General features: G+C 39.2%; 28 protein-coding genes. All 28 read right to left on the bottom strand.

All coding sequences use genetic code 11. From position 1 onward, the window contains the following. Nucleotides 1–115 precede the first annotated feature (115 nt). Entirely contained in the window at nt 116–1,378 is a 1,263-nt protein-coding gene (gene rseP, locus ACIFOT_RS29155; RefSeq protein WP_430071506.1) for an RIP metalloprotease RseP, read from the bottom strand. Nucleotides 1,379–1,395: 17 nt separating this feature from the next. After that, nucleotides 1,396–2,538 carry a 1-deoxy-D-xylulose-5-phosphate reductoisomerase gene (gene dxr, locus ACIFOT_RS29150; protein ID WP_430071504.1) on the bottom strand — a complete coding sequence of 381 codons (1,143 nt, stop codon included), beginning with the start codon at nt 2,536–2,538 and terminating at the stop codon, nt 1,396–1,398. Nucleotides 2,539–2,560: 22 nt separating this feature from the next. Next, nucleotides 2,561–3,352, bottom strand: a complete 792-nt coding sequence (locus ACIFOT_RS29145) for a phosphatidate cytidylyltransferase (RefSeq protein ID WP_430071501.1) — start codon at nt 3,350–3,352, stop codon at nt 2,561–2,563. 34 nt (nt 3,353–3,386) lie between these two features. Continuing rightward, nucleotides 3,387–4,166 carry an isoprenyl transferase gene (locus ACIFOT_RS29140; protein WP_430071499.1) on the bottom strand — a complete coding sequence of 260 codons (780 nt, stop codon included), beginning with the start codon at nt 4,164–4,166 and terminating at the stop codon, nt 3,387–3,389. Nucleotides 4,167–4,383: 217 nt separating this feature from the next. Then, a complete protein-coding gene (gene frr / locus ACIFOT_RS29135) occupies nt 4,384–4,941 on the bottom strand; it encodes a ribosome recycling factor (RefSeq protein ID WP_223588514.1) in 558 nt (185 codons plus the stop codon). Next, entirely contained in the window at nt 4,941–5,666 is a 726-nt protein-coding gene (pyrH, locus tag ACIFOT_RS29130; RefSeq protein ID WP_430071496.1) for a UMP kinase, read from the bottom strand. The genes frr and pyrH overlap by 1 nt, the downstream gene beginning before the upstream one ends. A gap of 94 nt (nt 5,667–5,760) precedes the next feature. Continuing rightward, nucleotides 5,761–6,645: a translation elongation factor Ts gene (gene tsf / locus ACIFOT_RS29125; RefSeq protein WP_430071493.1), complete on the bottom strand. Its 885-nt coding sequence runs from the start codon at nt 6,643–6,645 to the stop codon at nt 5,761–5,763. Nucleotides 6,646–6,778: 133 nt separating this feature from the next. Beyond that, entirely contained in the window at nt 6,779–7,483 is a 705-nt protein-coding gene (gene rpsB, locus ACIFOT_RS29120; protein WP_289982282.1) for a 30S ribosomal protein S2, read from the bottom strand. Between the two features lie 200 nt (nt 7,484–7,683). Then, nucleotides 7,684–8,463, bottom strand: a complete 780-nt coding sequence (codY, locus tag ACIFOT_RS29115; RefSeq protein WP_335715244.1) for a GTP-sensing pleiotropic transcriptional regulator CodY — start codon at nt 8,461–8,463, stop codon at nt 7,684–7,686. A gap of 82 nt (nt 8,464–8,545) precedes the next feature. Beyond that, nucleotides 8,546–9,949 (bottom strand): HslU--HslV peptidase ATPase subunit, encoded by a 1,404-nt coding sequence (gene hslU, locus ACIFOT_RS29110; protein ID WP_430071489.1) that lies wholly within the window; start codon nt 9,947–9,949, stop codon nt 8,546–8,548. 20 nt (nt 9,950–9,969) lie between these two features. Continuing rightward, complete coding sequence (hslV, locus tag ACIFOT_RS29105) at nt 9,970–10,512, bottom strand: ATP-dependent protease subunit HslV (RefSeq protein WP_430071485.1); 543 nt, start codon at nt 10,510–10,512, stop codon at nt 9,970–9,972. A 269-nt stretch (nt 10,513–10,781) separates the two neighbouring features. Next, nucleotides 10,782–12,089: an FADH(2)-oxidizing methylenetetrahydrofolate--tRNA-(uracil(54)-C(5))-methyltransferase TrmFO gene (gene trmFO, locus ACIFOT_RS29100; RefSeq protein ID WP_430071482.1), complete on the bottom strand. Its 1,308-nt coding sequence runs from the start codon at nt 12,087–12,089 to the stop codon at nt 10,782–10,784. Nucleotides 12,090–12,234: 145 nt separating this feature from the next. Then, entirely contained in the window at nt 12,235–14,313 is a 2,079-nt protein-coding gene (topA, locus tag ACIFOT_RS29095) for a type I DNA topoisomerase (RefSeq protein WP_430071479.1), read from the bottom strand. A gap of 320 nt (nt 14,314–14,633) precedes the next feature. Further along, nucleotides 14,634–15,530: a DNA-processing protein DprA gene (gene dprA / locus ACIFOT_RS29090; protein ID WP_430071476.1), complete on the bottom strand. Its 897-nt coding sequence runs from the start codon at nt 15,528–15,530 to the stop codon at nt 14,634–14,636. A gap of 89 nt (nt 15,531–15,619) precedes the next feature. Beyond that, complete coding sequence (gene sucD, locus ACIFOT_RS29085; RefSeq protein ID WP_223588529.1) at nt 15,620–16,522, bottom strand: succinate--CoA ligase subunit alpha; 903 nt, start codon at nt 16,520–16,522, stop codon at nt 15,620–15,622. Between the two features lie 23 nt (nt 16,523–16,545). Beyond that, nucleotides 16,546–17,706 (bottom strand): ADP-forming succinate--CoA ligase subunit beta, encoded by a 1,161-nt coding sequence (sucC, locus tag ACIFOT_RS29080; protein ID WP_430071473.1) that lies wholly within the window; start codon nt 17,704–17,706, stop codon nt 16,546–16,548. A 312-nt stretch (nt 17,707–18,018) separates the two neighbouring features. Continuing rightward, complete coding sequence (locus tag ACIFOT_RS29075; RefSeq protein ID WP_430071471.1) at nt 18,019–18,822, bottom strand: ribonuclease HII; 804 nt, start codon at nt 18,820–18,822, stop codon at nt 18,019–18,021. 45 nt (nt 18,823–18,867) lie between these two features. Beyond that, entirely contained in the window at nt 18,868–19,749 is an 882-nt protein-coding gene (ylqF, locus tag ACIFOT_RS29070; RefSeq protein ID WP_430071468.1) for a ribosome biogenesis GTPase YlqF, read from the bottom strand. A gap of 145 nt (nt 19,750–19,894) precedes the next feature. Then, nucleotides 19,895–20,455, bottom strand: coding sequence for a signal peptidase I (lepB, locus tag ACIFOT_RS29065; protein ID WP_430071466.1), 561 nt, complete (start codon nt 20,453–20,455; stop codon nt 19,895–19,897). 175 nt (nt 20,456–20,630) lie between these two features. Next, on the bottom strand, nt 20,631–20,975 hold the full coding sequence (rplS, locus tag ACIFOT_RS29060; protein WP_223588716.1) for a 50S ribosomal protein L19: 345 nt from the start codon (nt 20,973–20,975) through the stop codon (nt 20,631–20,633). A gap of 144 nt (nt 20,976–21,119) precedes the next feature. Next, nucleotides 21,120–21,863: a tRNA (guanosine(37)-N1)-methyltransferase TrmD gene (trmD, locus tag ACIFOT_RS29055; RefSeq protein WP_430071463.1), complete on the bottom strand. Its 744-nt coding sequence runs from the start codon at nt 21,861–21,863 to the stop codon at nt 21,120–21,122. After that, complete coding sequence (gene rimM / locus ACIFOT_RS29050; RefSeq protein WP_430071460.1) at nt 21,860–22,378, bottom strand: ribosome maturation factor RimM; 519 nt, start codon at nt 22,376–22,378, stop codon at nt 21,860–21,862. Before rimM ends, trmD begins: the two co-directional genes overlap by 4 nt. 4 nt (nt 22,379–22,382) lie before the next feature. Further along, on the bottom strand, nt 22,383–22,778 hold the full coding sequence (locus ACIFOT_RS29045; protein WP_430071457.1) for a YlqD family protein: 396 nt from the start codon (nt 22,776–22,778) through the stop codon (nt 22,383–22,385). A 76-nt stretch (nt 22,779–22,854) separates the two neighbouring features. Beyond that, complete coding sequence (locus ACIFOT_RS29040) at nt 22,855–23,085, bottom strand: KH domain-containing protein (protein WP_223588542.1); 231 nt, start codon at nt 23,083–23,085, stop codon at nt 22,855–22,857. A gap of 12 nt (nt 23,086–23,097) precedes the next feature. Next, nucleotides 23,098–23,370, bottom strand: a complete 273-nt coding sequence (gene rpsP, locus ACIFOT_RS29035) for a 30S ribosomal protein S16 (RefSeq protein WP_223588544.1) — start codon at nt 23,368–23,370, stop codon at nt 23,098–23,100. Nucleotides 23,371–23,480: 110 nt separating this feature from the next. Then, nucleotides 23,481–24,833 carry a signal recognition particle protein gene (gene ffh, locus ACIFOT_RS29030; RefSeq protein WP_430071453.1) on the bottom strand — a complete coding sequence of 451 codons (1,353 nt, stop codon included), beginning with the start codon at nt 24,831–24,833 and terminating at the stop codon, nt 23,481–23,483. A gap of 12 nt (nt 24,834–24,845) precedes the next feature. Continuing rightward, a complete protein-coding gene (locus tag ACIFOT_RS29025) occupies nt 24,846–25,178 on the bottom strand; it encodes a putative DNA-binding protein (protein WP_430071511.1) in 333 nt (110 codons plus the stop codon). 91 nt (nt 25,179–25,269) lie between these two features. Beyond that, nucleotides 25,270–26,259 carry a signal recognition particle-docking protein FtsY gene (gene ftsY / locus ACIFOT_RS29020; protein WP_430071509.1) on the bottom strand — a complete coding sequence of 330 codons (990 nt, stop codon included), beginning with the start codon at nt 26,257–26,259 and terminating at the stop codon, nt 25,270–25,272. Nucleotides 26,260–26,368: the final 109 nt, after the last annotated feature.

The raw sequence follows: 26,368 nt of genomic DNA, 5'->3' as shown, positions 1-26,368 counted from the left end.
GGGGTCTCACCTGCCCCGTACTCCCGCAGGAGTCTCGCGCCTTCCGCTCCAATCAACATTTTCTTTGAACAAAGCTACTAAATTAAATAAGGGACCGTAATTACGGTCCCATTGATTATTTTAAGAAAAATCTTTGTATGTCATTCCAAGTAACGACGAGCATGAGGAGCATAAGGAGGGCAAATCCAATAAAATGGACCATGCCTTCTTTTTGTCTGTCGATTGGCTTTCCTCTGACCGCTTCGACGGCAAAAAACATTAATCGCCCGCCGTCAAGGGCTGGAATAGGCAATAAATTCATAATTCCTAAGTTAATACTTAAAATCCCGGCCCATTTCATCAAATAATAAATCCCCGATTTAGCAACTTCATCAGTAGACTTATAAATTCCCACAGGACCAGAAAGAGCATCAATGGAAAACTGCCCTGTAACTAATTTTCCAACCATCACAAAAATTTGCTTTGTCCAGAAATACGTTTCCTTTGCACCGGCAGTAACAGCTTTTACTGGTGATTTCTCAAAAGGACTATAAACACCAATTAGCCCCATTTTTTTGCCTTCAACCGTTTTTTCAAGAGGAGTTACTTGAATTTCCTTCTCTTTTCCGTCACGGATAATTGAAAAGTCCAATTGCTCATTAGGGTTTTTTCTAATGATTTCAACGACATCAGACCAGCTTGAAATTTCAGAGCCGTTGATACTTTGAACAATGTCTCCTTTTTTAAGCCCGGCTGCTTTAGCAGCGCCATCAGGAGTGATTTCCCCTAATTTCGGTTCATTCGTTGGTACACCCTGCAATAATGCGATTAGTGAAAAAACGATAAATGCCAGAACAAAGTTCATCATCGGTCCTGCAAAAATCGCCATAAATCTTTGTCCTAACGTTTTCGAACCAAATTGACGGTCAATAGGGGCAATTTGCGATTCCACACCGTTTTCGACGATTACAGCCTGTGGATGGATGGTAAAGATCCGCATGTTTTCATCGTCATCTTCCGGAAAACCTTTAATAATCAAATCTTTTTCAATATCCGCATATTCTACCTCAACAATCCGGCAATTTGGATATTTTTCTTTATTATTCAAAATTATTTTGCTTACTTTATCTACTTTATCAAATAAAAGCCCAATTCGGTAGCCTGGCTTAATTTCTACCATCTCTGGATCTTCGCCTGCCATCCTGACAAAACCGCCGATGGGTAGTAAACGAATGGTGTAAGTAGTTTCACCTTTTTTATGAGTAAACACTTTTGGGCCCATACCGATCGCAAATTCACGACAGAGGACACCTGCTCTTTTCGCAAAAATAAAATGACCTAATTCATGAAAGAAGACGAGTGCGCCAAAAATCACAATAAAGGCAATAACAGTACTCAATAATAAAACCACCTTTTTTATAGAAGTGAACGTACATATTCTCTCGTTTCTTTATCTACCTGATGAATCGTTGTTAAGCTTGGATGTTCGATCGTTTGATGAGCGCTTAGTGCTTTCTCGATCAAATCTTCAATTTGTAAGAAATGAATTTTACCTTCCAAAAATGCAGCTACAGCTACCTCGTTCGCAGCATTTAATACGGTCGGCATCGTTCCGCCTGCCTTGCCTGCTATGTAGGCAAAATGCAAGCATCGGAATCTTTCTATATCCATTTCTTGAAAATGTAATTTTCCAATCTGCGCCAAGTTCAGCCGATTTGAGGAAGGAAGCGGCAGCCGGTCAGGGTAGGTGAGAGCAAATTGGATGGGCACTCTCATATCCGGTGTTCCTAGTTGGGCGATAACACTGCTATCATGGAATTCAACCATGGAATGGATAATACTCTCTTTATGGAGCAGCACATCAATTTTTTCATAAGGCATTTGGAACAGCCAGTGGGCTTCAATGACTTCTAATCCTTTATTCATCATAGTGGCCGAGTCAATCGTAATCTTAGCCCCCATGGACCAGTTTGGATGATTTAATGCTTCCTTAACGGTAACATTTTCTAATTCCTCTCTTGTTCGGTCACGAAAGCTGCCACCTGAAGCAGTTAAAATTAATCTTTCAATATTTTTCTCTCTTTCACCTTGTAAGGCTTGGAAAATAGCAGAATGTTCACTGTCCACTGGAAGAAGCGGAACATTATTCCGTTTAGCGGCCTCAATCACTAAATGCCCAGCCGTAACAAGTGTTTCTTTATTGGCAATCGCAATGATTTTACCACATTCGATCGCCTGTAAAGTGGGATTTAAACCAACACTTCCTAAAACGGCATTGACGAGAATTTCGGACTTTTCAAAAATAGCCACTTCGATTAGTCCCTCTTCGCCAAAAGTAAATTTCACTCTCGGAAATTCTGTTTTTAATGTATTACAATCATTTATGTCTTTTACAGAAACTAGCTCAGGCTTGAATTCAACAATTATTTTTCGTGCCAAGTCTATATTTTTACCAACAGAAAAGGCAGCTAAATTAAACTCTGTTGGATGTTCCCTAATTATTTCTAATGTTTGGGTGCCGATAGAGCCTGTAGCCCCCAATAAACTAATTGTTTTCAAAAATCATTCACTCCCGTGCTTTTTACCAAATGTGGAATAAGTGTAATAGCGGCCAAACAAAAATCAGGCTGTCAAATCGGTCAAGAATCCCACCATGGCCTGGCAAGATATTTCCAGAATCTTTTACATTAAAATGACGTTTGAATGCCGATTGGACAAGGTCGCCAATTTGTCCAAAAACAGAAAGGACCACCGTTATTCCTATCAATGTAAGCAGGCCGACATCTATATTTGAAAGGAATACAAACAGGACAGCAACAATAACAGCACAAACGACACCGCCTATTGAACCCTCAACAGTCTTATTTGGGCTTATTTCTGGCCAAAGCTTGTTCTTCCCAAGTGCTTTTCCGATAAAATAGGCCCCAGAATCTGTTGCCCAGATAATAAATAATGAATAAAAAATGAATACAAGTCCGCCCTCATCGCGGGTTTCAAAAAAGAAATAGAAGCCGATGCCCACATATATGGAAGAAAGTATTGAAAAAGCAGCATCTTCAAATGTGAATCGATTTTTCGTAATCACAGTATACGTTAGTAACAACATGATAAACACAATACAAAGCTCAGTTTTCGAAAAATAGAAGCTATCGATTATGTGATTATATTTCTCAGGGAAAAGAATGACCCAGAGAAACAAAAGAGATAGTAATCCATGAACGGTAAAAATGTTAAGCTTTCTCATTTTTAACAGCTCATATAATCCAATTGTAGCTAAAAAATAAGATAATATTACAACCGGAAGCCCACCATAGAAGACGATTGGCAGAAAAAGGGCCGCAGCTATAACTCCTGTAATAATTCTTTGCTTCATTTAATAGTTCAACACCTTTATTATCTTCTGTGGTTTACAATATTCCGCCAAAGCGGCGCTGGCGTTTTTGGAATACTTCGATGGCTTCTAATAAATGTTCTTCACTAAAATCAGGCCATAACACTTCCGTAAACCAAAACTCAGAGTATGCCAACTGCCAAAGCATAAAATTGCTCAAGCGGATTTCACCACTAGTTCGAATTAAAAGATCAGGGTCGGCGAAATCTGATGTCATTAAATAGGATGAAAATACCTGTTCGTCCAACTCTGTCTCCTTTAATATACCACTTTTGCAATCATTTAAGACCTGTTTTACTGCATCGATAATTTCAGCTCTGCTTCCATAATTCAAGGCAAAGTTTAGAACTAGTCCATTATTATGTTTGGTTTCTTCCATAGCCTTTTCTATCGCATGAAGTGTATGTACAGGAAGCTGATCTTTATATCCCATCATTTTTACTTGAACATTATTTTCAACTAATTCAGGAAGAAAGGTACCCAAAAATTCTTCAGGTAATTTCATAATATATTCCACTTCGTTTTTTGGCCGTTTCCAATTTTCTGTTGAAAATGCGTATAATGTCAACGTTTTAATCCCTAGTTCAGTTGCCAGCATCGTTGTTTTTCGGACAACCTTCATGCCTTCATGATGACCGGCAATCCGCGGAAGGGCCCTTTTTTTAGCCCAGCGCCCATTCCCATCCATAATAATCGCTACATGTTCAGGAACAGGTAATTTTTTTATTGCTTCTATTTTATCTCGGAGTGTGGAAGAGTTATTTGGGTTCTTCCAAAGCCTTATTTTATTAAACATAACATTGCTCCTCCAATTAATTAATCAGTTCCTCCGATATAAAGTGAAACTTCATATGTATGTATGCTTTAAGGTAGTCTGCTATTATCATACCAAAAAAGCAGGAATATATCTCTATTTAATACCTTATGTAAAGTTAATGGAAATAAGAATAATGTTATCCCTAATAAATAGTGAAAAAAACCCCCTATACAGAGGGTTCAATATATGTTTAATCTTACACTTCCATAATTTCTTTTTCTTTGTCTTTTGTGATTTGATCAATTTTATTGATATGTTCATCGGTTAACTTTTGAATATCATCAGAATATCCACGGAGGGCATCTTCGGTAATTTCTCCGTTTTTCTCAAGCTTTTTCAAATCGTCATTTGCATCCCGGCGAATGTTTCGAATGGCAATTTTAGCTTCCTCAGATGCCTTTTTTACCACTTTCACAAGCTCTTTACGACGCTCTTCAGTTAATTGCGGGATGGCTATACGAATAATCGATCCATCATTGCTCGGATTTAAGCCTAAATCAGATTTAAGAATGGCTTTTTCTATCTCACCAAGAATGGATTTGTCGTAAGGCTGAATCACAAGTAATCTTGCTTCTGGTGTTGTAATCCCTGCCAACTGATTCACAGGGGTTGGCGCACCATAATAGTCAACTGTTATTCTGTCTAATAGAGATGCACTTGCTCTTCCCGCACGGATGCTGGCAAGTTCACGAGTATAGGATTGAATACCTTTTGTCATTCTTTCTTTCGTCTGGCTGATGACTTGTTTTGGCATTAGTTTTTCCCCCTAACTATTGTTCCAATTTTTTCACCCATAACGGCTTTTTTAATATTACCTTGCTCCATAATCGAGAATACGATAAGCGGAATATCATTATCCATACATAAAGAAGAAGCGGTTGAGTCCATAACTGCTAAACCTTCCTTTAGAACATCAAGGAATGATAAATCATCATATTTGACAGCATTTGCATCAATACGCGGGTCTGCCGAATATACTCCATCAACATTATTCTTTGCCATTAAAATAACTTCAGCATCAATTTCAGCTGCACGGAGAGCTGCAGTTGTATCTGTTGAGAAATACGGATTTCCGGTACCTGCTGCAAAAATGACAACTCGATTTTTCTCTAAATGTCTGATCGCCCGGCGTCTAATATATGGCTCAGCAACCTGGCGCATCTCGATTGAAGTTTGCACACGTGATTCAATACCAAGGTGTTCTAAACTGTCTTGAAGTGCTAATGAATTCATGACAGTAGCCAGCATTCCCATATAATCAGCAGTTGCCCGGTCCATCCCCATTTCACTGCCAATTTTACCACGCCAAATATTGCCGCCGCCAACTACGACTGCTACTTCAACACCTAATTCTGCTATTTCTTTCACTTGTACTGCGATCGATTTGATAACAGAAGGTTTAATCCCGAAGCTTGATTCACCTGCAAGTGCCTCTCCGCTTAATTTTAAAACAACGCGTTTGTACTTAGGACCGCTCATATAAACCTCCGTAATTATGTAAATTAGCTTTCTAATCTTTAAAAATAGGGAACACAACGTGTCCCCTATTTAAAAACTATTTCAGTAACTTTGACTATTGTTTATTAACTTGATTCATAACTTCTTCAGCAAAGTTATCTTCACGCTTTTCGATGCCTTCTCCTACTTCGTAACGAATGAACTCACGAACAGTAGCACCTTTTGATTCAACAAATTGACGAACCTTTTGATCAGGGTTCTTAACGAAAGTTTGGTCAAGTACACAAACATCTTCAAAGTACTTTCCAAGACGGCCTTCAACCATTTTAGCAACAATATTTTCAGGCTTGCCTTCGTTAAGTGCTTGTTGTGTAAGAACTTGACGCTCGCGCTCAATTTCGTCCTGTGAAACTTGGTCACGAGAAACATATTTTGGATTTAATGCAGCAATATGCATGGATACGTCTTTTGCTGCACTTGCATCAGTTGTACCCTCAAGAACTGTTAATACAGCAATACGGCCGCCCATGTGAAGGTATGCACCAAATGCATCGTTATCAGTTTTTGAAACTACAGTGAAACGACGAAGTGAAAGTTTTTCACCAATTTTTGCAATAGCTGTATTGATGTGCTCTTCAACAGTTGCTCCGTTTTCCATTGTTTGAGCAGTAGCTTCTTCAACAGATGCAGGCTTGTTTTTTAGAAGGTGTGCAGAAAGCTCCTGAACAAGAGTTTGGAACCCTTCGTTTTTCGCAACGAAATCTGTTTCAGAGTTAACTTCAAGGATAACAGCGTTGTTACCTTCTACAGAAATAGCAGCTAATCCTTCAGCAGCAATACGGTCTGCCTTCTTAGCAGCTTTTGAAATCCCTTTTTCACGTAACCAATCAATTGCTTGATCCATATCTCCATTAGTTTCTGTTAGCGCATTTTTACAATCCATCATTCCTGCGCCCGTTTTTTCACGAAGTTCTTTTACCATTTGAGCAGTAACTGCCATAATTTATTTCCTCCTTTAATTACTATGTACTATACTCATATCTTAGCCATTCAAACTAAAGATAAACATTCTTTAAAAAAAGGTGATAAAGGGTCTCCCTCTTATCACCTTTTAATTTAATCACTTCATTTAATTATGCTTCAACTGCTACTTCTTCGCCTTGTTTTGCTTCAAGGATGGCATCAGCCATTTTACCAGTTAAAAGTTTAACCGCACGAATCGCGTCGTCATTCGCAGGGATAACTACGTCGATTTCGTCTGGATCACAGTTTGTATCAACAATACCTACGATAGGAATGTTTAATTTCTTAGCTTCAGCAACTGCGATGCGCTCTTTACGAGGGTCAATGATGAATAATGCATCTGGAAGCTGCTTCATATCTTTGATACCGCCTAAGAATTTTTCAAGGCGTTCTTGTTCTTTCTTTAATTGAACAACTTCTTTTTTAGGTAATACTTCGAAAGTACCGTCTTCAGACATTCTTTCGATATCTTTTAAGCGGCCAATACGCTTTTGGATTGTTTCGAAGTTTGTTAATGTACCACCTAACCAGCGTTGGTTTACATAGTACATACCAGAACGGCCAGCTTCTTCTTTAACAGAATCTTGAGCTTGTTTCTTAGTACCAACGAAAAGAATTGTTCCGCCGTTACCAGCAAGATCCTTCACCCAGTTATAAGCTTCTTCAACTTTCTTAACTGTTTTTTGAAGGTCGATGATGTAGATACCGTTACGCTCAGTGAAGATATATTTCTTCATCTTTGGGTTCCAACGGCGAGTTTGGTGTCCGAAATGTACACCAGCTTCAAGCAATTGCTTCATTGAAATTACTGACATTTGATTTTCCTCCTAGTGGTTTGTTTTCCTCCGCTTGTCTCACTTTTAAACAGAAACTGTAATTTACAGCACCATCTGCTTAAATCAACAGGCGTGTGTATTAACACCATGAAATAATATAGCATATGTTCCTGCTACAATCAAGGGAAAGTTTATAAAAATTAAAAATCCCCGGCAGTGGCCGGGGATTTTTTATCAAATTAATTAGATTTTAATTTATCAAGCTCAACAAGAAACTTATCATTTAATACTTTGATGTAAGTTCCTTTCATTCCAAGAGAACGTGATTCAATTACTCCGGCACTTTCAAGCTTTCTTAATGCGTTAACAATCACTGAACGAGTAATCCCAACACGGTCAGCTATCTTAGATGCAACTAATAAGCCCTCATGGCCATTAAGTTCTTCAAAAATATGTTCAATTGCTTCAAGCTCACTGTATGATAATGAACTGATCGCCATTTGAACAACAGCCTTACTTCTTGCTTCTTCTTCAATCTCTTGTGATTTTTCATGTAAAATTTCTGTACCAACAACAGTTGCACCATATTCTGCAAGAATAAGATCATCATCATGAAACTTCTCATGTAATCTTGCCAAAATTAATGTTCCTAGGCGCTCCCCTCCACCAATAATCGGTACAATCGTGGTTAATCCTTCACGGAACAAATCTCTATTTTCAACTGGGAAAGCAGTATATTGGCTTTCAATATCAAGGTTCGAAGATGTTTCTTGAAGATTGAATAAGCTGTTTGTATATTCTTCAGGAAATTGACGATCCTCAAACATCTTTTTCATTCTTTCATTTTCAATTTGCTGATAGATCGAATAACCCAGAAGCTTTCCGCGACGACTAACGATGTAAACATTTGATTCAATAATTTCACTTAAAATTTCCGACATTTCCTTAAAGTTTACAGGCTTCCCTGCTGCTTTTTGCAATAAAACATTAATCCTTCTTGTTTTTGTAAGTAAATCCATCTGTTTCTTCCTCCTAATTAACTACAACCATTATTAAATTTTATTTGTTAAACGATTATTGCAACATATTAGGCAATTCGCCCTAAAGAATAAATTGACTTAAATCTTTATTTTTAGAAATAGCTCCAAGTTTTTCTTCTACATATTGCGGTGTGATGGTTATTTTCTCCATCGAAATTTCAGGAGCTTCAAACGAAAGGTCTTCTAAAAGCTTCTCTAAAATCGTATGAAGTCTTCTTGCCCCAATATTATCTGTATTTTGATTCACTTCGTAAGCTACTTCGGCTATTCTACGTATAGCATCGTCAGAAAATTCAATTTGTATACCTTCTGTTTCCAATAATGCTTGATATTGCTTAATTAAAGCATTATCTGGCTCGTGCAGAATCCGGAAAAAGTCCTCAACCGTTAATTTTGTCAACTCAACACGGATTGGAAAACGACCTTGAAGCTCAGGAATTAAATCTGAAGGTTTTGCCATATGGAAGGCGCCCGCAGCAATAAATAAAATATGATCGGTTTTAATCGATCCATATTTTGTTACCACAGTGGATCCTTCAACGACAGGCAAAATATCCCTTTGAACTCCTTCTCGTGATACGTCAGCGGAAGAACCCCCTGAATTCTTGCTTGCAATTTTGTCGATTTCATCGATGAAAATAATTCCTGTTTGTTCAGCACGATAAATAGCTTCAGAGGTTACTTCATCCATATCAATAAGCTTTGATGCCTCTTCACTTGTTAAGACCTTTCTTGCCTCACGAACAGTTAATTTTCTTTTTTTGAGTTTCTTTGGCATAAAGCTGCTTAGGGCATCCTGCATATTCATCCCCATTTGTTCGATCCCAGAGCCTTGAAGCATATCAAACATTGATGGAGCTTGCTCTTCTACTTCAACCGTAACAATTTCATCCTCGAGCTGTCCGAGTGCCAGCTTTTCTTTCACAATTTTCCGCTTTTCCTGAATAGAATAATCTTCTTGATGATTTTCCTGCTCTGAAGATGAATTTCCTCCTCCGAATAACATTTCCAGGGGATTCTTATAGTTACTAGCCTTTTTAGCAGAAGGAACAAGTAAATCGACAAGCCTTGCATTTGCATTTTCTTCGGCACGTTCTTTTACACTATTCATTCGATCTTCTTTTACCAAACGAACAGAGGTTTCAGCTAAATCTCGGACCATTGATTCAACATCTCGGCCGACATAACCTACTTCAGTAAATTTAGTGGCTTCCACTTTGATAAATGGTGCACCTACCAATTTAGCGATTCTTCTTGCGATTTCGGTTTTACCAACACCAGTAGGACCAATCATCAATATGTTTTTAGGAATAATCTCTTCGCGTAGCTTTTCATTCAATAAGCCTCTTCTGTATCGGTTCCTTAGTGCAACTGCAACTGCTTTCTTAGCATCCTTTTGCCCAATAATATATTGATCCAGTTTTTCAACAATTTGTCTCGGAGTTAAATTAGTTGTTCGTCCCATTATTTCAAGTCTCCTTTCCGTTATAGCTCTTCCACGATAATATTGTGGTTCGTGTAAACACAAATTTCAGCAGCTATTTCTAAAGAAGCTTTGGCAATTTCTTTTGCAGATAGATGCTCTCCAGCATATTTCTTTAAGGAACGTCCTGCAGATAAAGCGTAATTTCCACCCGAGCCTATGGCAAGAATCCCATCATCAGGTTCGATTACTTCTCCAGTTCCTGAAACAAGCAGTAAATTTTCTCGGTCCATGACAATTAGCATAGCTTCAAGCTTTCTTAAAATCTTATCGCTTCTCCACTCTTTAGCAAGCTCAACAGCTGCCCTTTGAAGATTGCCGTTATATTCCTCCAGTTTCCCTTCAAATAGTTCAAAAAGAGTGAAAGCGTCTGCAACTGAACCAGCAAAACCAGCTAATACTTTTCCCTTAAATATCTTTCGCACTTTCTTTGCTGTGTGCTTCATCACAACAGCATTTCCAAATGTCACTTGACCATCACCGGACATTGAACATTCCCCATTATGATGGATAGCAAATATAGTTGTCGCATGAAATTGATTCATACCAATCATCCTCCTTCAGGAGTATTCAGAAATACATAAAATATAATATAATTATGTAACTGTTAATACATACGCAAATAACCTATAGGAAATCACTGATATCATGATGATAATGTTCAATTTTATATTGTGCGTAATTCCTCTTCAATTGTAAATACTCATTCAAGAACTTTAATAAAAGATTCACAATTGCTTACCTTTTTTCCTTAGGGCTAATTTCACAAGGGCTACTAAATAGTAACATACTTCAATAGCCCTTGCAATAAATTTTACAAAACTTTCACAAAGTTCTGAATTGTTTCTAACGCTCGATTTGCATGTTGTAAATTTCTTTCCTGCTTACCTTTTATCCTTACAGGTAACTCCGGAAATAATCCAAAGTTCGCATTCATCGGCTGGAAACTTTTTGGGTTTGCCGTTGTGATATAACGAGCCATACTGCCGATAGCGGTTTCAACAGGAAACTCGATTGTTTCCATTCCTTCTACAAGACGAGCAGCATTTATTCCAGCAATTAATCCGCTGGCAGCCGACTCCACATAACCTTCTACTCCCGTCATTTGACCAGCAAAAAATAAATCTTCGCGATTTCGGAATTGATAGGTAGCCTTTAATACCTTTGGTGAATTTATAAACGTATTCCGGTGCATAACTCCATAGCGGATAATTTCTGCATTTTCAAGCCCTGGTATTAATCTAATAACTTCCTTTTGGGCTCCCCATTTTAAATGTGTCTGAAAACCGACAATATTGAAAAGGGTTCCAGCAGCATCATCCTGCCGCAGCTGAACGACAGCAAATGGTCTTTTCCCTGTCTTTGGATCTTCTAATCCTACCGGTTTTAACGGGCCAAAAAGCATTGTTTTTTTACCTCGAGAAGCCATTACTTCAATAGGCATACAGCCTTCAAAAAAGATTTCCTTTTCAAATTCCTTCAATGGGACAGTTTCTGCAGCGATTAATGCTTCATAAAAACGATTAAACTCTTCCTCGGTCATCGGGCAATTTAAATACGCAGCTTCTCCTTTATCATAACGGGATTTCAAATAAACTTTCTCCATATCAATGCTGTCTTTTTCAAGGATAGGTGCTGCTGCATCATAAAAATAAAGATAATCTTCTTCCGTTAACTTTTTTAACTGAGCTGATAAGTCTGGACTAGTTAGCGGCCCGGTTGCAATGACAGTTGGGCCAGATGGAATCTCCGTTACTTCTTCATTCATAACGGTTACGTTTTCATGATTTTTCACCATTTCCGTCACTTTAGCAGCAAATTCATGGCGGTCCACTGCCAAGGCGCCCCCCGCCGGGACGGAGCAGGCATCAGCAGCCGCAATAATAACCGAATCCAGCTTCCGCATTTCCTCTTTTAACACACCAACTGCATTTGTTAATGTATTCGCTCTTAATGAATTGCTGCAAACTAATTCAGCGAATTTATCGGTATGATGTGCAGGGGTCTGCCTAACAGGACGCATTTCGAATAAACGTACCTTTACTCCTCGTTTTGCAATCTGCCATGCAGCTTCACTGCCTGCAAGACCCGCACCAACTACGTTAACTATTACATCTTTCATATATAAACCTCCTGAAATCTTACTAATGGAATATGTATATCAATAACCTTCCCTCATTTAAGTCCAACTTGCATTGTACTATACGAATCAAAAAGAAAAAAGTTTTAAATACCAATAAAATAAAAGAGCGGGCTTTGCCCACTCTTTAGCTTTGCGGTTCTTCCTTGTAATCACAACTTACACATTGAACTTGGACACCCTTTTTTAATTTCTTTTCTACGAGGAGTCCTTCGCATTTCGGACAAGTTCTTGGCAGTGGTTTATCCCATGAAATAAACTCACATTCCGGATATTTCGTGCATCCGTAAAACAGCCTTTTTTTCTTACTTTTCCGTTCGATAATTTGCCCTTCCTTACATGTAGGACAAGTAACTCCGATTTCTTTGACAATTGGTTTTGTGTTGCGGCAATCAGGGAAATTGCTGCAGGCCATAAACTTTCCGTACCGACCCATCTTAAACACCATCGGACTGCCACAGTTTTCACAATCCTCGCCTGCCGGTTCGTCTTTGATTTCTATTTTTTCCATTTCCTGTTCCGCTATTTTTAAATGTTTCTCGAAATCAACGTAAAATGCATCAATCAGTTTTACCCACTGCATTTCTCCATCTTCAACATAGTCTAATCCTTTTTCCAATCTGGCTGTAAATTCCACATCTATGATTTCTGGAAAAAATTCCATCATCACTTCATCAACAATTTCTCCAAGCTCAGTTGGGACAAAACGTTTATTATCAAGGGCAACATAACCGCGTTTTTGAATCGTATCTAATGTTGGAGCATAGGTGGACGGTCGTCCAATTCCGAGCTCCTCTAACGTTTTAACAAGCCTTGCTTCTGTGTACCTTGGCGGCGGCTGCGTAAAATGCTGTTTAGGGTCAAGATCCTTTTGGAATATTTCGTCCCCTTCTTTTAGGTCAGGAAGCATCTTATTCGGACCATCCACTTGATCATCGGTTCCCTCGACATAGACCTTCATAAAGCCCGGAAACTTTATCTTTGAGCCAGTTGACCGGAATATAACATTGCCATTTTGCAGGTCAACACTCATCGTATCCATTACTGCTTGAGCCATTTGACTTGCTAAAAATCGATCCCAAATTAACTTATATAACCGAAATTGATCCCGTGAGAGGAACTCTTTTAAGCTATCTGGGTTCCTAAAAGTACTTGTTGGTCGAATCGCTTCATGTGCATCCTGGGCTTTGGCGGAATTTTTTTCTTTCTTTTGCTCATCTTTTAGATAATTCTCACCAAATTCAGCTTTAATATAATTTGCGGCCTCAGTTTGCGCCACTTCAGAAATTCGAGTGGAGTCTGTTCTCATGTAGGTTATGAGACCAACAGTTCCTTCTTTGCCAAGCTCGATTCCTTCGTAAAGCTGCTGCGCAAGCATCATCGTTTTCTTAGCACGAAAGTTTAGTTTTCTAGCGGCCTCCTGCTGCAGTGAAGAAGTGATAAAAGGAGGTGCAGGATTGCGTTTTCGCTCCTTCTTAGTGACCGAGATGACCTTAAACTTATTTCCATCGATTTCCTTTAGGATTGTTTGAACATCCTGCTCAGATTTAAGCTCCGTTCTTTCCCCGCCAACAAGAGAATGAAAACCGCCACTAAAATGATCTTTTCCCTTATGAAATTCTGCTTCAATTGTCCAATATTCCTCAGGAACAAAAGCTTTTATTTCTTTTTCCCGATCAATAATCAGTCTGACTGAAACAGATTGAACCCGTCCAGCACTTAGCCCCTTTTTGACTTTTTTCCACAAGAGAGGGCTGATATTATATCCGACTAGACGGTCTAATATTCTTCTCGCCTGCTGGGCATCAACTAAATCCATGTTTATTGGCCGGGGCTGCTTAAACGAATCCTTAATCGCATCCTTTGTGATTTCATTGAAAACTACACGACAGTCAGAGTGAATATCGACATCCAAACTATGGGCCAAATGCCAGGCAATTGCTTCCCCTTCGCGATCAGGGTCGGCTGCCAGAAAGACTTTTTTCGCTTTTTTAGCTGCCGTCTTTAATTCCTTTAAAACGGGCCCTTTTCCGCGTATGGTTATATATTTTGGTTCAAAATGGTTTTCTGTATTTACACCCATTTGACTTCGTGGTAAATCCCGAACATGGCCCATGGATGCTTTTACTTTATATTTATTTCCTAAATATCGTTCAATCGTTTTCGCTTTTGCTGGCGATTCGACGATTACAAGAAAATCTGCCATTCAAATATCCTCCTTAGAGGGAAGTATGAAAGCGCCTTGAAGACGGCAAAAGCCAGTTTCTAAGAGGCTTACAAGTTGAGTAGTTTTTCTAAATTCCAGTTATACCATTGTAACCGGATAAAATACTTAATAAAACTGCCCTATCCCATGATTTTCAATTCTATATAATTTGAATTTTATTTATACTTATTTTAAATATTCTTTTTTTCGAACGTCTGATGGAAAATGTATAACATATTAGAAATAATTTCAACCTTTTTTAGCTAATTTCTCCATTAAGCAATAAAAAACCTGCAATTATCTAGAATTTTATTCTAATTTTATCTAAAGTTTAATCTTAATTCTTCTAAAATATCCTCAGCCTTCGTTACAAGTTTTGCCCCATGTTGGATTAATTCATTCGCACCAATTGAGTATGGATTAAAAATACTTCCCGGCAAGGAGAAAACCTCTCTTCCTTCATTCACAGCATAATTGGCTGTAATTAAGGACCCGCTTTTTCGCTTTGCTTCTATTATAAATGTTCCGTTTGAAAGTCCACTAATGATTCGATTCCGTGCAGGAAAATGCCATCTTAGCGGCTTTGTATCCGGAGGGTATTCCGAAATGACAAGCTGCGTCTTCATCATTTCTAATGCCAAATTCATATTATCCTTTGGATATACATGATACAAACCACCTGCAATGACGGCAATTGTATTCCCTCCGTTTTTTATTGCATATTCATGCGCAAGTGCATCTATTCCCTTTGCTAGCCCGCTGACAATTAGGACATCATTTTCAATTAATTCAGGGAATAAGAGTCTAATAGCATTTTTGCCATATTGAGTTGCTTGTCGAGAACCTACTACTGCAAGCTTTGGTTCTTTTTTTAGCAGCGATAAATCCCCTTTTGCAAATAGTGCCCAAGGTGGCTGAAAAATTTCTTTTAAATTCGGGGGATATTCTTTTTCAAAAATCGTGATGACCGAAATATCGTTTATTTTATATTGACGAATTTGTTCGTGAATAGTTTCAGAATGAAGGTCTAGAGCAGATGAATGTGCAGAAGGTTCAGCAGGGAATGATTGTGGGAATAAAGACTGTTCAAATGATTGTGAATGGGCATTCTCCAAAGTTTGAAGTGTGGGATCTTTTTTTAACAATCGAAAAACAGTATTCCATGAAATATCCGGATAATGAAGTAATGCAACTAGTCTTTCTTTAAAGTCATCCATTTTTGAAACTAACCTCCAATTAATTTTTTTAAAAAGAAATAGCCCCTCATTGTATGAGGGACTATCTGTTTATCTAGGGTGTAGGAATATTAGTGTGTTTTACACTTTTCGTATAAACCTTGTTCTTTAAGAACTTCAATTAATGTTTCACCCATTACAGACGGAGTATCTGCTACTTTAATGCCGCATGCGTTCATAACACGGATTTTTTCGTCTGCAGTTCCTTTACCGCCTGAAATAATCGCACCAGCATGGCCCATGCGTTTTCCTGGAGGTGCAGTACGTCCGCCAATGAAACCTACAACTGGTTTCGTCATATTAGCTTTAACCCACTCTGCTGCTTCTTCTTCAGCTGTTCCGCCGATTTCGCCAATCATGATAACGGCATATGTTTCTGGATCTTCATTGAATGCTTTTAAAACATCGATGAAGTTAGTTCCGTTAACAGGGTCTCCGCCAATACCAACAGCTGTTGTTTGGCCGATTCCAGCTTGTGTTAATTGGTGAACTGCTTCGTATGTCAATGTTCCAGAACGTGATACGACACCAACATGGCCTTTTGTATGAATGTAACCAGGCATAATACCAATTTTACACTCATCTGCCGTAATAACACCTGGGCAGTTAGGACCCACTAAACGAGTCTTTTTACCTTCCATATAACGTTTAACCTTAACCATATCTAAAACTGGGATATGCTCAGTGATACAAATCGCAAGATCAAGTCCTGCATCAACCGCTTCGATAATTGCATCAGCCGCAAAAGGTGCAGGAACATAAATAACTGAAGCATTTGCTCCTGTAGCTTCCACTGCTTCTTTAACAGTATTAAAAACCGGCACGCCTTCTACTTCCATGCCGCCCTTGCCTGGAGTTGTACCTCCAACGATTTGTGTACCATATTCAAGCATTTGTTTTGTATGGAACAGGGCTGTTGCACCTGTAATCCCTTGAACAATAACTTTCGTATCTTTATTAATAAAAACGCTCACGTTAATTCCCCTTTCTACGGATCCTATTTCACTAATGAAACGATTTTTTGTGCACCGTCAGCCATGGATTCAGCAGCCGTGATGTTAAGTCCTGACTCAGCCAAAATATTCTTACCTAAGTCAACATTCGTTCCTTCTAAACGAACAACTAGAGGGATATTCAGTCCAACTTGCTTCGCAGCCTCAACAACACCCTCAGCAATAACATCACACTTCATGATTCCGCCGAAGATATTAACAAAAATACCTTTTACGTTTGGATCAGAAAGGATAATTTTAAATGCTTCTGTAACCTTTTCTGCTGTGGCGCCGCCTCCAACATCAAGGAAGTTTGCCGGGTCTCCGCCGTAGTGTTTTACGATATCCATTGTTGCCATAGCAAGTCCAGCACCGTTAACCATACAGCCGATATTTCCATCTAAAGCAATATAACTTAAATCATATTTTGAAGCTTCGATCTCTTTTGGATCCTCTTCTTCAAGGTCACGATACTCTAATACGTCTTTTTGACGGAATAAAGCATTAGAGTCAAAGTTTAATTTTGCATCAAGTGCCATAACTTTTCCGTCACCTGTCACTACAAGCGGGTTAATTTCAGCAATTGAGCAATCTTTTTCAATATAAGCACTGTATAAGCCCATCATGAACTTTACAGCTTGATTGACCAGTTCCTTCGGAATGTTTATATTGAAGGCAATACGACGTGCTTGGAATGGCTGAAGGCCGATAACCGGGTCGATTTCTTCTTTGAAAATTTTCTCAGGTGTCTTTTCTGCAACTTCTTCAATTTCCGTTCCGCCTTCTTCAGAAGCCATTAACGTAACTCGAGAAGTGGCGCGGTCTAATACTAAACCTACATAGTATTCTTTTTTGATGTCGCAGCCTTCTTCAATTAGGAGGCGTTTTACTTCTTTACCTTCAGGGCCTGTCTGGTGTGTTACCAATGTTTTTCCTAAGATTTCATTAGCATATGTACGAACCTCATCAAGGTTTTTCGCAACTTTAACACCGCCGGCTTTCCCACGTCCGCCTGCATGGATTTGCGCCTTTACTACACATACTTGTGTTCCTAGTTCTTTTGCCGCTTCCACTGCCTCTTCAACAGTAAATGCCACTTTTCCATTAGGAACCGCTACCCCGTACTTTCTGAGGATCTCTTTGCCTTGATACTCATGGATATTCATTTCCCATCCTCCTATCAAACTCTTCTAAAAATTGACTCCGTTTTCATTTTATATAATGACACATACCTTGTCCACCATTATGCTAAAAAAATTAATTCCTCTTAAAATAATAGGCTGTGTTAAATGTGGCTGTTGATTTGCGCTCCGGGAGCGAGCGGTTCGCGGGCGGTCCGGGGAGCCTCGTCCCTTCCACTCCAATCAACAGAGTTAAATAATCAAAAATGACATTTAACACAGCCCAATTTTAAAAATAGTAAATTTTTACAATAATAAAAAACAGATCTAGGACCTGTTTTTTATTATTGTGTTTATTTATATTTTCATACTTAATTGTTCGTTTATATTCTTGTCTAGCATTTCCTTAACAGGGGAAAAGCTTTTTCTATGATACGGAGTTATTCCATACTGTTGCAGCGCATCAATATGTTCTTTCGTTCCGTATCCCATATTATTCTGAAAGCCATAGGCAGGATATTGCTTAGATAGGTTTTTCATTAGCTCATCGCGGGCTGTTTTAGCAATAATAGAAGCGGCGGCAATGGATACACTTTTTGCATCACCTTTAATGATCGATTCAGAAGGATAGGGTGTTCCGAGCTTCATTGCATCAATCAGTAAAAAATCCGGTTCCGGTTTTAAAGAGGTGATGCTTGAAGACATTGCCTTTTTGGTCGCTTCATAAATATTGATTTCATCAATTTCCTCTGCCGGAATTATCGAAATACTATAGGAAATAGCCTCTTTCCTTATAATGGCATCATATTCCAGACGTTTTTTCTCAGTTAGTTTTTTAGAATCATCTAATCCTGCTAAGAAAAAGTTATCAGGTAAGATTACTGCTGCTGCCACAACAGGACCTGCGAGTGGTCCCCTGCCGACTTCATCCACACCGGCAATGAAATGGAAGCCCTGTCCCTTCATATTCCGCTCATATTGGGTCATTTCAAAAAACTTTTCTTCCAGGGATCGTTCTAGTTCTCTCTGTTTTTTCCACTTGGCTAAACAAGATTGAACCCCTTTCCGTTCATCTTTCTCGAGTTCTAACAATAAGGGGTCCGTTTCTGTTAAAATGGAGGATAATTTTTCTTCTATTTCAGAAATCAATAGCTTTTTCATATATGTTCACCCGAAGTCATTAATAAAGCTCCCCGTTTGGAGAGCTCAATCATTTTTATCATCTTGTTCAGATGGCTGAAAGTCCTTTGGTCTTTCAAATGTAATTGGCCCGAATTTCTCAGAGCGAATTTCCCTGATGACCAGTTCTGCCACTTTATCATAATCGACCATGCCGCCGCCCATTAAACAGCCTCTGAGCTTACCAATATGGTCAAATAGGGCTACTACGTCTTCTGGAAGTTCAGTTAGTTTATACCGCTCCTGCAGCCGTTCTGGGTAAGCACGTTCTAAAAATCGTAACGAATAAACAGTAAGATCCTGCAGGTTTAAAAGTACATCTTTAATCGCACCTGTTATCGCCAGTTTCATTCCAACTTCTTGATCCTCAAACTTGGGCCATAAGATTCCCGGCGTATCCAGCAGTTCCATTTCTTTTCCAACCTTAATCCACTGCTGTGACTTTGTCACACCTGGGGTGTTTCCTGTTTTTGCGATGTTCTTTTTCACGAGACGATTAATTAGTGTTGATTTTCCGGCATTAGGAATACCAACTATCATCGCACGGATCGCTCTTGGCTTAACTCCTTTTGCCCGTAAGCGATCAAATTTTTCTTTCAGGATTTCTTGCGATGCCTGGGCAATGTCTCTCATTCCCTCACCGGCATGAGAATTGATGGCGAGTGCTTTAATTCCCTTATCAGCGAAAAAGGCAATCCATTCCTTTGTTGCCTCTTTATCGGCCATATCCGCTTTATTTAATAAAACTAATCGTGGCTTATGCTGAATAATTTGATCAATCATTGGATTTCGAGACGAAAACGGGATTCTCGCATCTACCAACTCAAAAATGATATCAACTAACTTTAATTTTTCCGTGACCTCTCTGCGAGCCTTGGCCATATGGCCAGGAAACCATTGGATCGTCAAAGCAAGTCACCTCCTTTAAAAGCGGAAGCGCCTTGATCAGCCCCGACAAGCATAAGACAATCCGGCATGAAGGTTGCTTTTTAACCTTCATGCCGGATTGGCTGAAGACCATAGAGGTGCTAGGCGCTGGAGCTAAATAATAGTACTATTTCACTGATACTATATGGGCATCGTTTAATGGCCAGTATACAATGCTTGTCTTGCCAATTACTTTACTCATTGGAATCGTTCCAATATGTCTAGAATCTTTGCTGAAACGGCGATTATCTCCCATGACGAATAATTCCCCTGGAGGAACTGTTTTACGTCCCACCGCTGTTTCTTCTAATTTAAACGAGCTTGTTAATGGACCATCATTTACTTGTTTCTTATATTCATCCAAATAGGGTTCTTTATACGCTTTTCCATTAACATATAAAACATCATCTTTATATTCAATGGTATCCCCTGGAAGACCAATAACACGTTTTATGTAATCCTTATGCTCTGGTGCATGAAAAACGATAATATCGAATCTCTTTGGTTTTCCAATATCATAGCTGAACTTACTCACGATCATCCGATCCTGATCCTTTAATGTCGGCATCATCGATAAACCATCCACGACAATTGGAGCAAATAGAAAGTAGCGAATTAATGCAGCTAATATAACAGCTATTAAGAGCGCTTTTGTCCATTCCCAGAGTTCATTTTTCTTTTTTACCATTTATGTCCCCACCAATCTTAGTAACAAAATATCGTATAAAGCCTATTTTACATAACTTCAACCTTTTTAACACGATGGGAAAATTTTTTTAATCAAACTTTAATAATTTGATTATACTTTATTAAAATCTGTATAAAAAAAGAGCTGCTCATGAGCAAGCTCTTTTCTTTTCATGTTATCGAATCTCTTTAATTCTTGCTTTTTTACCGCGAAGGTTACGCAGGTAGTAAAGCTTAGCACGGCGGACTTTACCGCGGCGAATTACTTCAAGCTTCGCAATTTTTGGTGTGTGTACTGGGAAAGTACGCTCAACGCCTACTCCGTAAGAAACTTTACGTACTGTAAAAGTTTCGCTAATTCCACCACCACGACGCTTAATCACTACACCTTCAAATAACTGAATACGTTCGCGAGTACCCTCAACAACTTTAACGTGTACACGTACAGTGTCACCAGGACGGAACGCAGGAAGATCAGAACGAAGTTGTTCTTTTGTGATTTCTTCGATTAATTTATGCATCGTTTTCAACTCCTTCCAACAGATGCTCATGCACATCTACTTACAATTGCATTGCAGCGGAACATCGTTATAAGACTGGATTCTGAATGAGTTCAGCTCAAGTCACAAGAAGTATCATACCATAATTGGGTGACTATCGCAATACTACTTGTATTCTTTTTTTACTTCTTCTAACCATTTTTCCTGCTCAGAAGTAAGTTCGATTTTGTCTAGTAAATCAGGACGCCTCGCTAGCGTTCTTCTTAGTGCTTCTTTATTTCGCCATTCATCAATTAACTTATGATTGCCTGACAGTAATACTTCAGGCACCTTATGACCGCGGAAATCAGCGGGTCTAGTATAATGCGGATGTTCTAAGAGACCTGTGCTGAAGGAATCTTTCATATGTGATTCCTGATTTCCTAATACCTCCGGCAAAAGACGAACGACACTGTCAACAACGACCATGGCTCCGAGCTCACCACCGGTCAAGACATAATCTCCAATCGAGATTTCATCCGTAACCACATGCTGCCGGATTCGTTCGTCATACCCTTCGTAATGACCGCAAATAAATATCAAATGTTCTTCTTGAGCTAATTCCTCGGCTTTTCGCTGATCGTAGCGCTGGCCTTGAGGACAGAGGAGGATTACCCTAGGATTCTTACTATTGGCTTTTTCCTTTAGGGCAGTTACCCCATCAAAGATGGGCTGTGGCATTAAAACCATTCCAGCTCCTCCTCCGTATGGGTAATCATCAACAGAGGAATGCTTGTTATCAGCAAATTCACGAAAATTGACAACATTATATTGGACGGCCTTTTTCTCTGCCGCTTTTTGTAAAATAGACTGGTTAAGTACCCCGGAAAACATTTCGGGGAAAAGGGTAAGGATGTCAATCTGCATCATGAAAGCAGCCCTTCCATCGGCTCAATTAAGATGACCTTTTCTTTTACATCCACTTTCTTCACCACATCGTGGATATAAGGGATTAGGATTTCCTTTTTACCCTTTCCCTTTACCACCCAAACATCATTGGCACCTGGTGATAATATTTCAGTTACTTTTCCAAGTTCTTCCCCTTTTGTAGTGGCCACGAGGCAGCCAATAATTTCATGATAATAAAATTCATCATCTTCCAAGGTATCCAATTGTGATTCAGGCACCTTGAGAATTCCTTCTTTAAACTTTTCCACTTCATTAATATTATGAAAACCTTCAAATGTCAGTAATTCAAAGTTTTTATGGGTTCGATGGCTTTTTACCGTTAACTCGATCGGTGTTTTTGAATTTGGCATAAACAAATACAATACATTTCCTGCCTTATAACGCTTTTCAGGGAAATCCGTTTTTGAAATGACACGCACTTCCCCTTTTATGCCTTGTGTATTAACAATTTTTCCGACATTAAACCATTTTTCCATACGATTATTCACCTTCTCTTATTTCCTCAATGATCCCATCTTTAATAATAACAACAGGTTGTCCAAGTGGTTGATTCCAGGAATCGCCCACTTTTATTTCAATTAGGGCTTGAACTTCCTTTTCCTTTAATTCACTGCCTAAAGGTAGCATATGTAATTGTTCAATTTGAAACTCTAGGAGCTTTTCTTTTTCTAATCGTTTATTGATTTCTTTTTTAAAATGACTTTTTAATTCTCCAGGTGAAAAAGTTTTGGTTTTCTCCAATCGCTTTAGCTCAAAATGAAGCTGGCTGCACTCTTTTTGGAGCTGAAGCTTTTGGTGATTGTATTGTTCAAATAATTTTTCTTTGCTTTTTTCCGTTAGAATTTGCTTTACCACAACTGTTTGGATAATTTGCATAAAGATGGCTCCTTTCTTTTCTTATAGCAAAAAAGGGAGGAATGTTGATTCCCCCCTTTCATCTAGATGCAAAAAGCTATTCACCAATTTCGAGAAAAATTTTCTTTTGTTGTGATGATCCTGCTGCATAAACAACAGTTCTAATGGCCTTTGCAACACGCCCCTGCTTGCCGATTACTTTTCCCATATCTGTTTTGTTAACAGAGAGCTGATAAGTAACGCGGTTGTTGTCCTCTGAGACGTCAACGCGGACGTCTTCAGGAAAATCAACTAGAGGCTTAACAATCGTTTCGATCAATTCTTTCATAGTTGCCTACGATTACTTGCTTAATTTTGCATTATGGAATTTTTCCATGATGCCTTGGTTTGAGAAAAGGTTACGAACTGTATCAGATGGTTTTGCACCGTCTTGTAACCACTTAAGAGCTAATTCTTCGTTGATTTCAACAATAGCTGGCTCTGCAACTGGATTGTAAGTTCCAACTGTTTCGATGAAACGTCCATCACGTGGTGAACGAGAATCTGCTACTACGATACGATAGAAAGGAGTTTTCTTTGCTCCCATACGCTTTAAACGAATTTTAACTGCCATTTTAAATAAGCACCTCCGAAATTGTTTCACACAAGATAGTATATTATCAATTAATATATCATTTGTAAAGTGTTTTTTCTTTACAGGTAGTATTACCAAAACTTAACAACTTAAAACGGTTTAAATGGGAATTTAAATCCGCCTTTTTTCTTTGATTTCATTTGCATGCCTGACATTTGTTTCATCATCTTTTTCATGTCTTCAAACTGCTTCAGCAAACGGTTTACTTCAGTGACAGTACGGCCACTACCCTTCGCAATTCGGTTTTTCCGTTTGGAATTCAGGATTTCAGGATTATTTTTTTCTTCCTTAGTCATCGATCTGATAATCGCTTCTACATGAGCAATTTGCTTTTCATCAATTTGAATATTATTCAAGCCTTTGATTTTGTTTGCGCCAGGCATCATTTTTAACAACTCATCAAGCGGACCTAAGTTACGAACTTGACCAAGCTGTTCCAAAAAATCCTCCAGCGTAAACGAAGCTGTCCGCATTTTTTGTTCTAATTCTTTTGCCTTTTGCTCGTCAACATTGGCTTGAGCTTTTTCAATCAGCGTCAAAACATCGCCCATGCCTAAAATTCTGGACGCCATTCTTTCTGGATGGAATGGCTCAAGAGCGTCCATTTTCTCGCCAAGACCAACAAATTTAATTGGGGTCTGGGTAACGGCACGTATGGAAAGTGCTGCTCCACCCCGTGTGTCACCATCCAGCTTCGTCAGAACAACGCCCGTTAAACCAAGCTGTTCATTAAAGCTTTGGGCAACATTTACGGCATCCTGACCAGTCATAGCATCGACGACAAGGAATATTTCATCAGGCTTTGTTAGTTCTTTAATGTCCTTTAACTCATTCATTAACGCTTCATCGACATGGAGCCGGCCAGCGGTATCGATGAGGACATAATCATGATGTTCTTCCTTTGCTTTGGCAATTGCCTGCCGGGCGATTTCCACCGGGCTGACTTGATCGCCAAGTGAAAAAACAGGCATATCCAATTGTTTGCCAAGCGTTTGAAGCTGTTTAATTGCGGCAGGACGATAAATATCAGCGGCAACGAGCAACGGTTTACGATTATACTTCTTGCGAAGCAAAAGCGAGAGCTTTCCAGTGGTAGTGGTTTTACCAGCACCCTGGAGACCGACCATCATGATGACAGTTGGCGGGCGGTTTGAGGCCGCAATCTTGCTTTGCTCGCCACCCATCAGCTCCGTTAATTCCTCGTTAACAATTTTAATAATTTGTTGTCCGGGTGTTAAGCTTTTAAGGACTTCTTGCCCGACAGCACGCTCGCTGACTTTTTTCACAAAATCTTTGACAACTTTAAAGTTAACGTCTGCTTCGAGTAGTGCAAGACGCACTTCGCGCATCATTTCTTTTACATCCGCTTCATTAACCTTTCCTTTTCCACGGATTTTTTGAATCGTATTCTGCAGTCGGTCGGCCAATCCTTCAAATGCCATTCATGCCGCCTCCTAATCTAATTTTTCAAGCTCGGCAATTGTCTCATGCATTGCCTGTTTTGAAGGGGTCTCCTCTTTAAGCAACTCTTTTACTTGCTTTAATAGCCTCGCACGCTCTTGAAATTTATGAAATAATAACAGCTTTTCCTCATATTCCTCAAGCATTGCTTCCGTCCGCTTAATATTATCATATACGGCTTGGCGGCTGACATCATACTCTTCAGCAATTTCACCTAATGAGTAATCATCTAAATAATAGAGAGACATATAGCTTTGCTGCTTCGGTGTTAACAACGAATAGTAAAAATCATAAAGATAGTTCATTCGTGTTGTCTTTTCAAGCATCATGCTTAAATGCCCCCTTGTTAAGTGAAATGCCTTTACAAAAGTAAGTTTACACAGTCAGACATTATCTGTCAAGATAATACCTTTACATCTAATCTTCGGTCTTTTCTACTTGATCCGCAAATAATCCATACACATACTTCTCGGCATCGAATTCCTGCAGGTCATCCATTTTTTCTCCTAAACCAACAAATTTAACAGGAATCTTTAATTCGTTGCGAATCGCGAGAACGATGCCTCCCTTTGCAGTCCCATCTAATTTTGAAAGAACAATCCCACTCACGTTAGTTACTTCTTTAAAATTCTTAGCCTGAATCAGCGCATTCTGTCCTGTTGTCGCATCCAGGACAAGGATGACTTCGTGAGGTGCTCCGGGAATTTCTCTTTCAATGACACGCTTTACCTTTTCCAGCTCTTTCATCAGGTTCACTTTATTTTGCAAACGACCTGCTGTATCACACAATAAAATATCAGCTTTGCGGGATTTTGCTGCTTGAATCGCATCATACATTACGGCAGCAGGATCAGATCCCTCGGCCTGCTTAATGACCTCGACCCCGACTCTGTCCCCCCACACTTCAAGCTGTTCAATGGCACCAGCACGGAAGGTATCGCCTGCCGCCATCAAAACCTTCTTACCTTCACTCTTAAACTTATGTCCTAGTTTTCCTATTGTTGTTGTTTTTCCGACACCATTAACACCGACAAAGAGGATAACGGTTAACCCATCCTCCTGGATGTTTAATTTTGAAGATTGTCCTTCTCCGGCATTATAAATATCGACAAGCTTTTCAGAAATAACACTTTGAACCTCTTGCGGGTCTTGGATGTTCCGGCGTTTCACTTCCATCTTCAGCTCATCAATTAACTGCATAACGGTGTCAAAACCAACATCGGCCTGAATTAGTATTTCTTCTAATTCTTCAAAGAAGTCTTCATCGACTTTTCGGTACCGTGCAACAAGATCGTTTACTTTTCCGGAAAAACTGTCCCTAGTTTTCGTAAGACCTTCCTTAAACTTCTCTGTCACTGAATCAGTTGATTTTGTAATCTTTTCTTTTAATTTTTTAAAAAAGCTCATTCTTTCACTTCCCTTTGATTTTAGCTTTGTTAAACGTGTTTGTTGATTTCCGCTCCAGGCGCTTCGCTTTCCGCGGGCGGTTCGGTGAGCCTCCTCGGCGCTAAAGCGC

Source organism: Neobacillus sp. NRS-1170, from assembly GCF_050468025.1.
The sequence above is the reverse complement of the archived record's forward strand: the minus strand, read 5'-3'. Positions and strand labels throughout refer to the sequence as shown.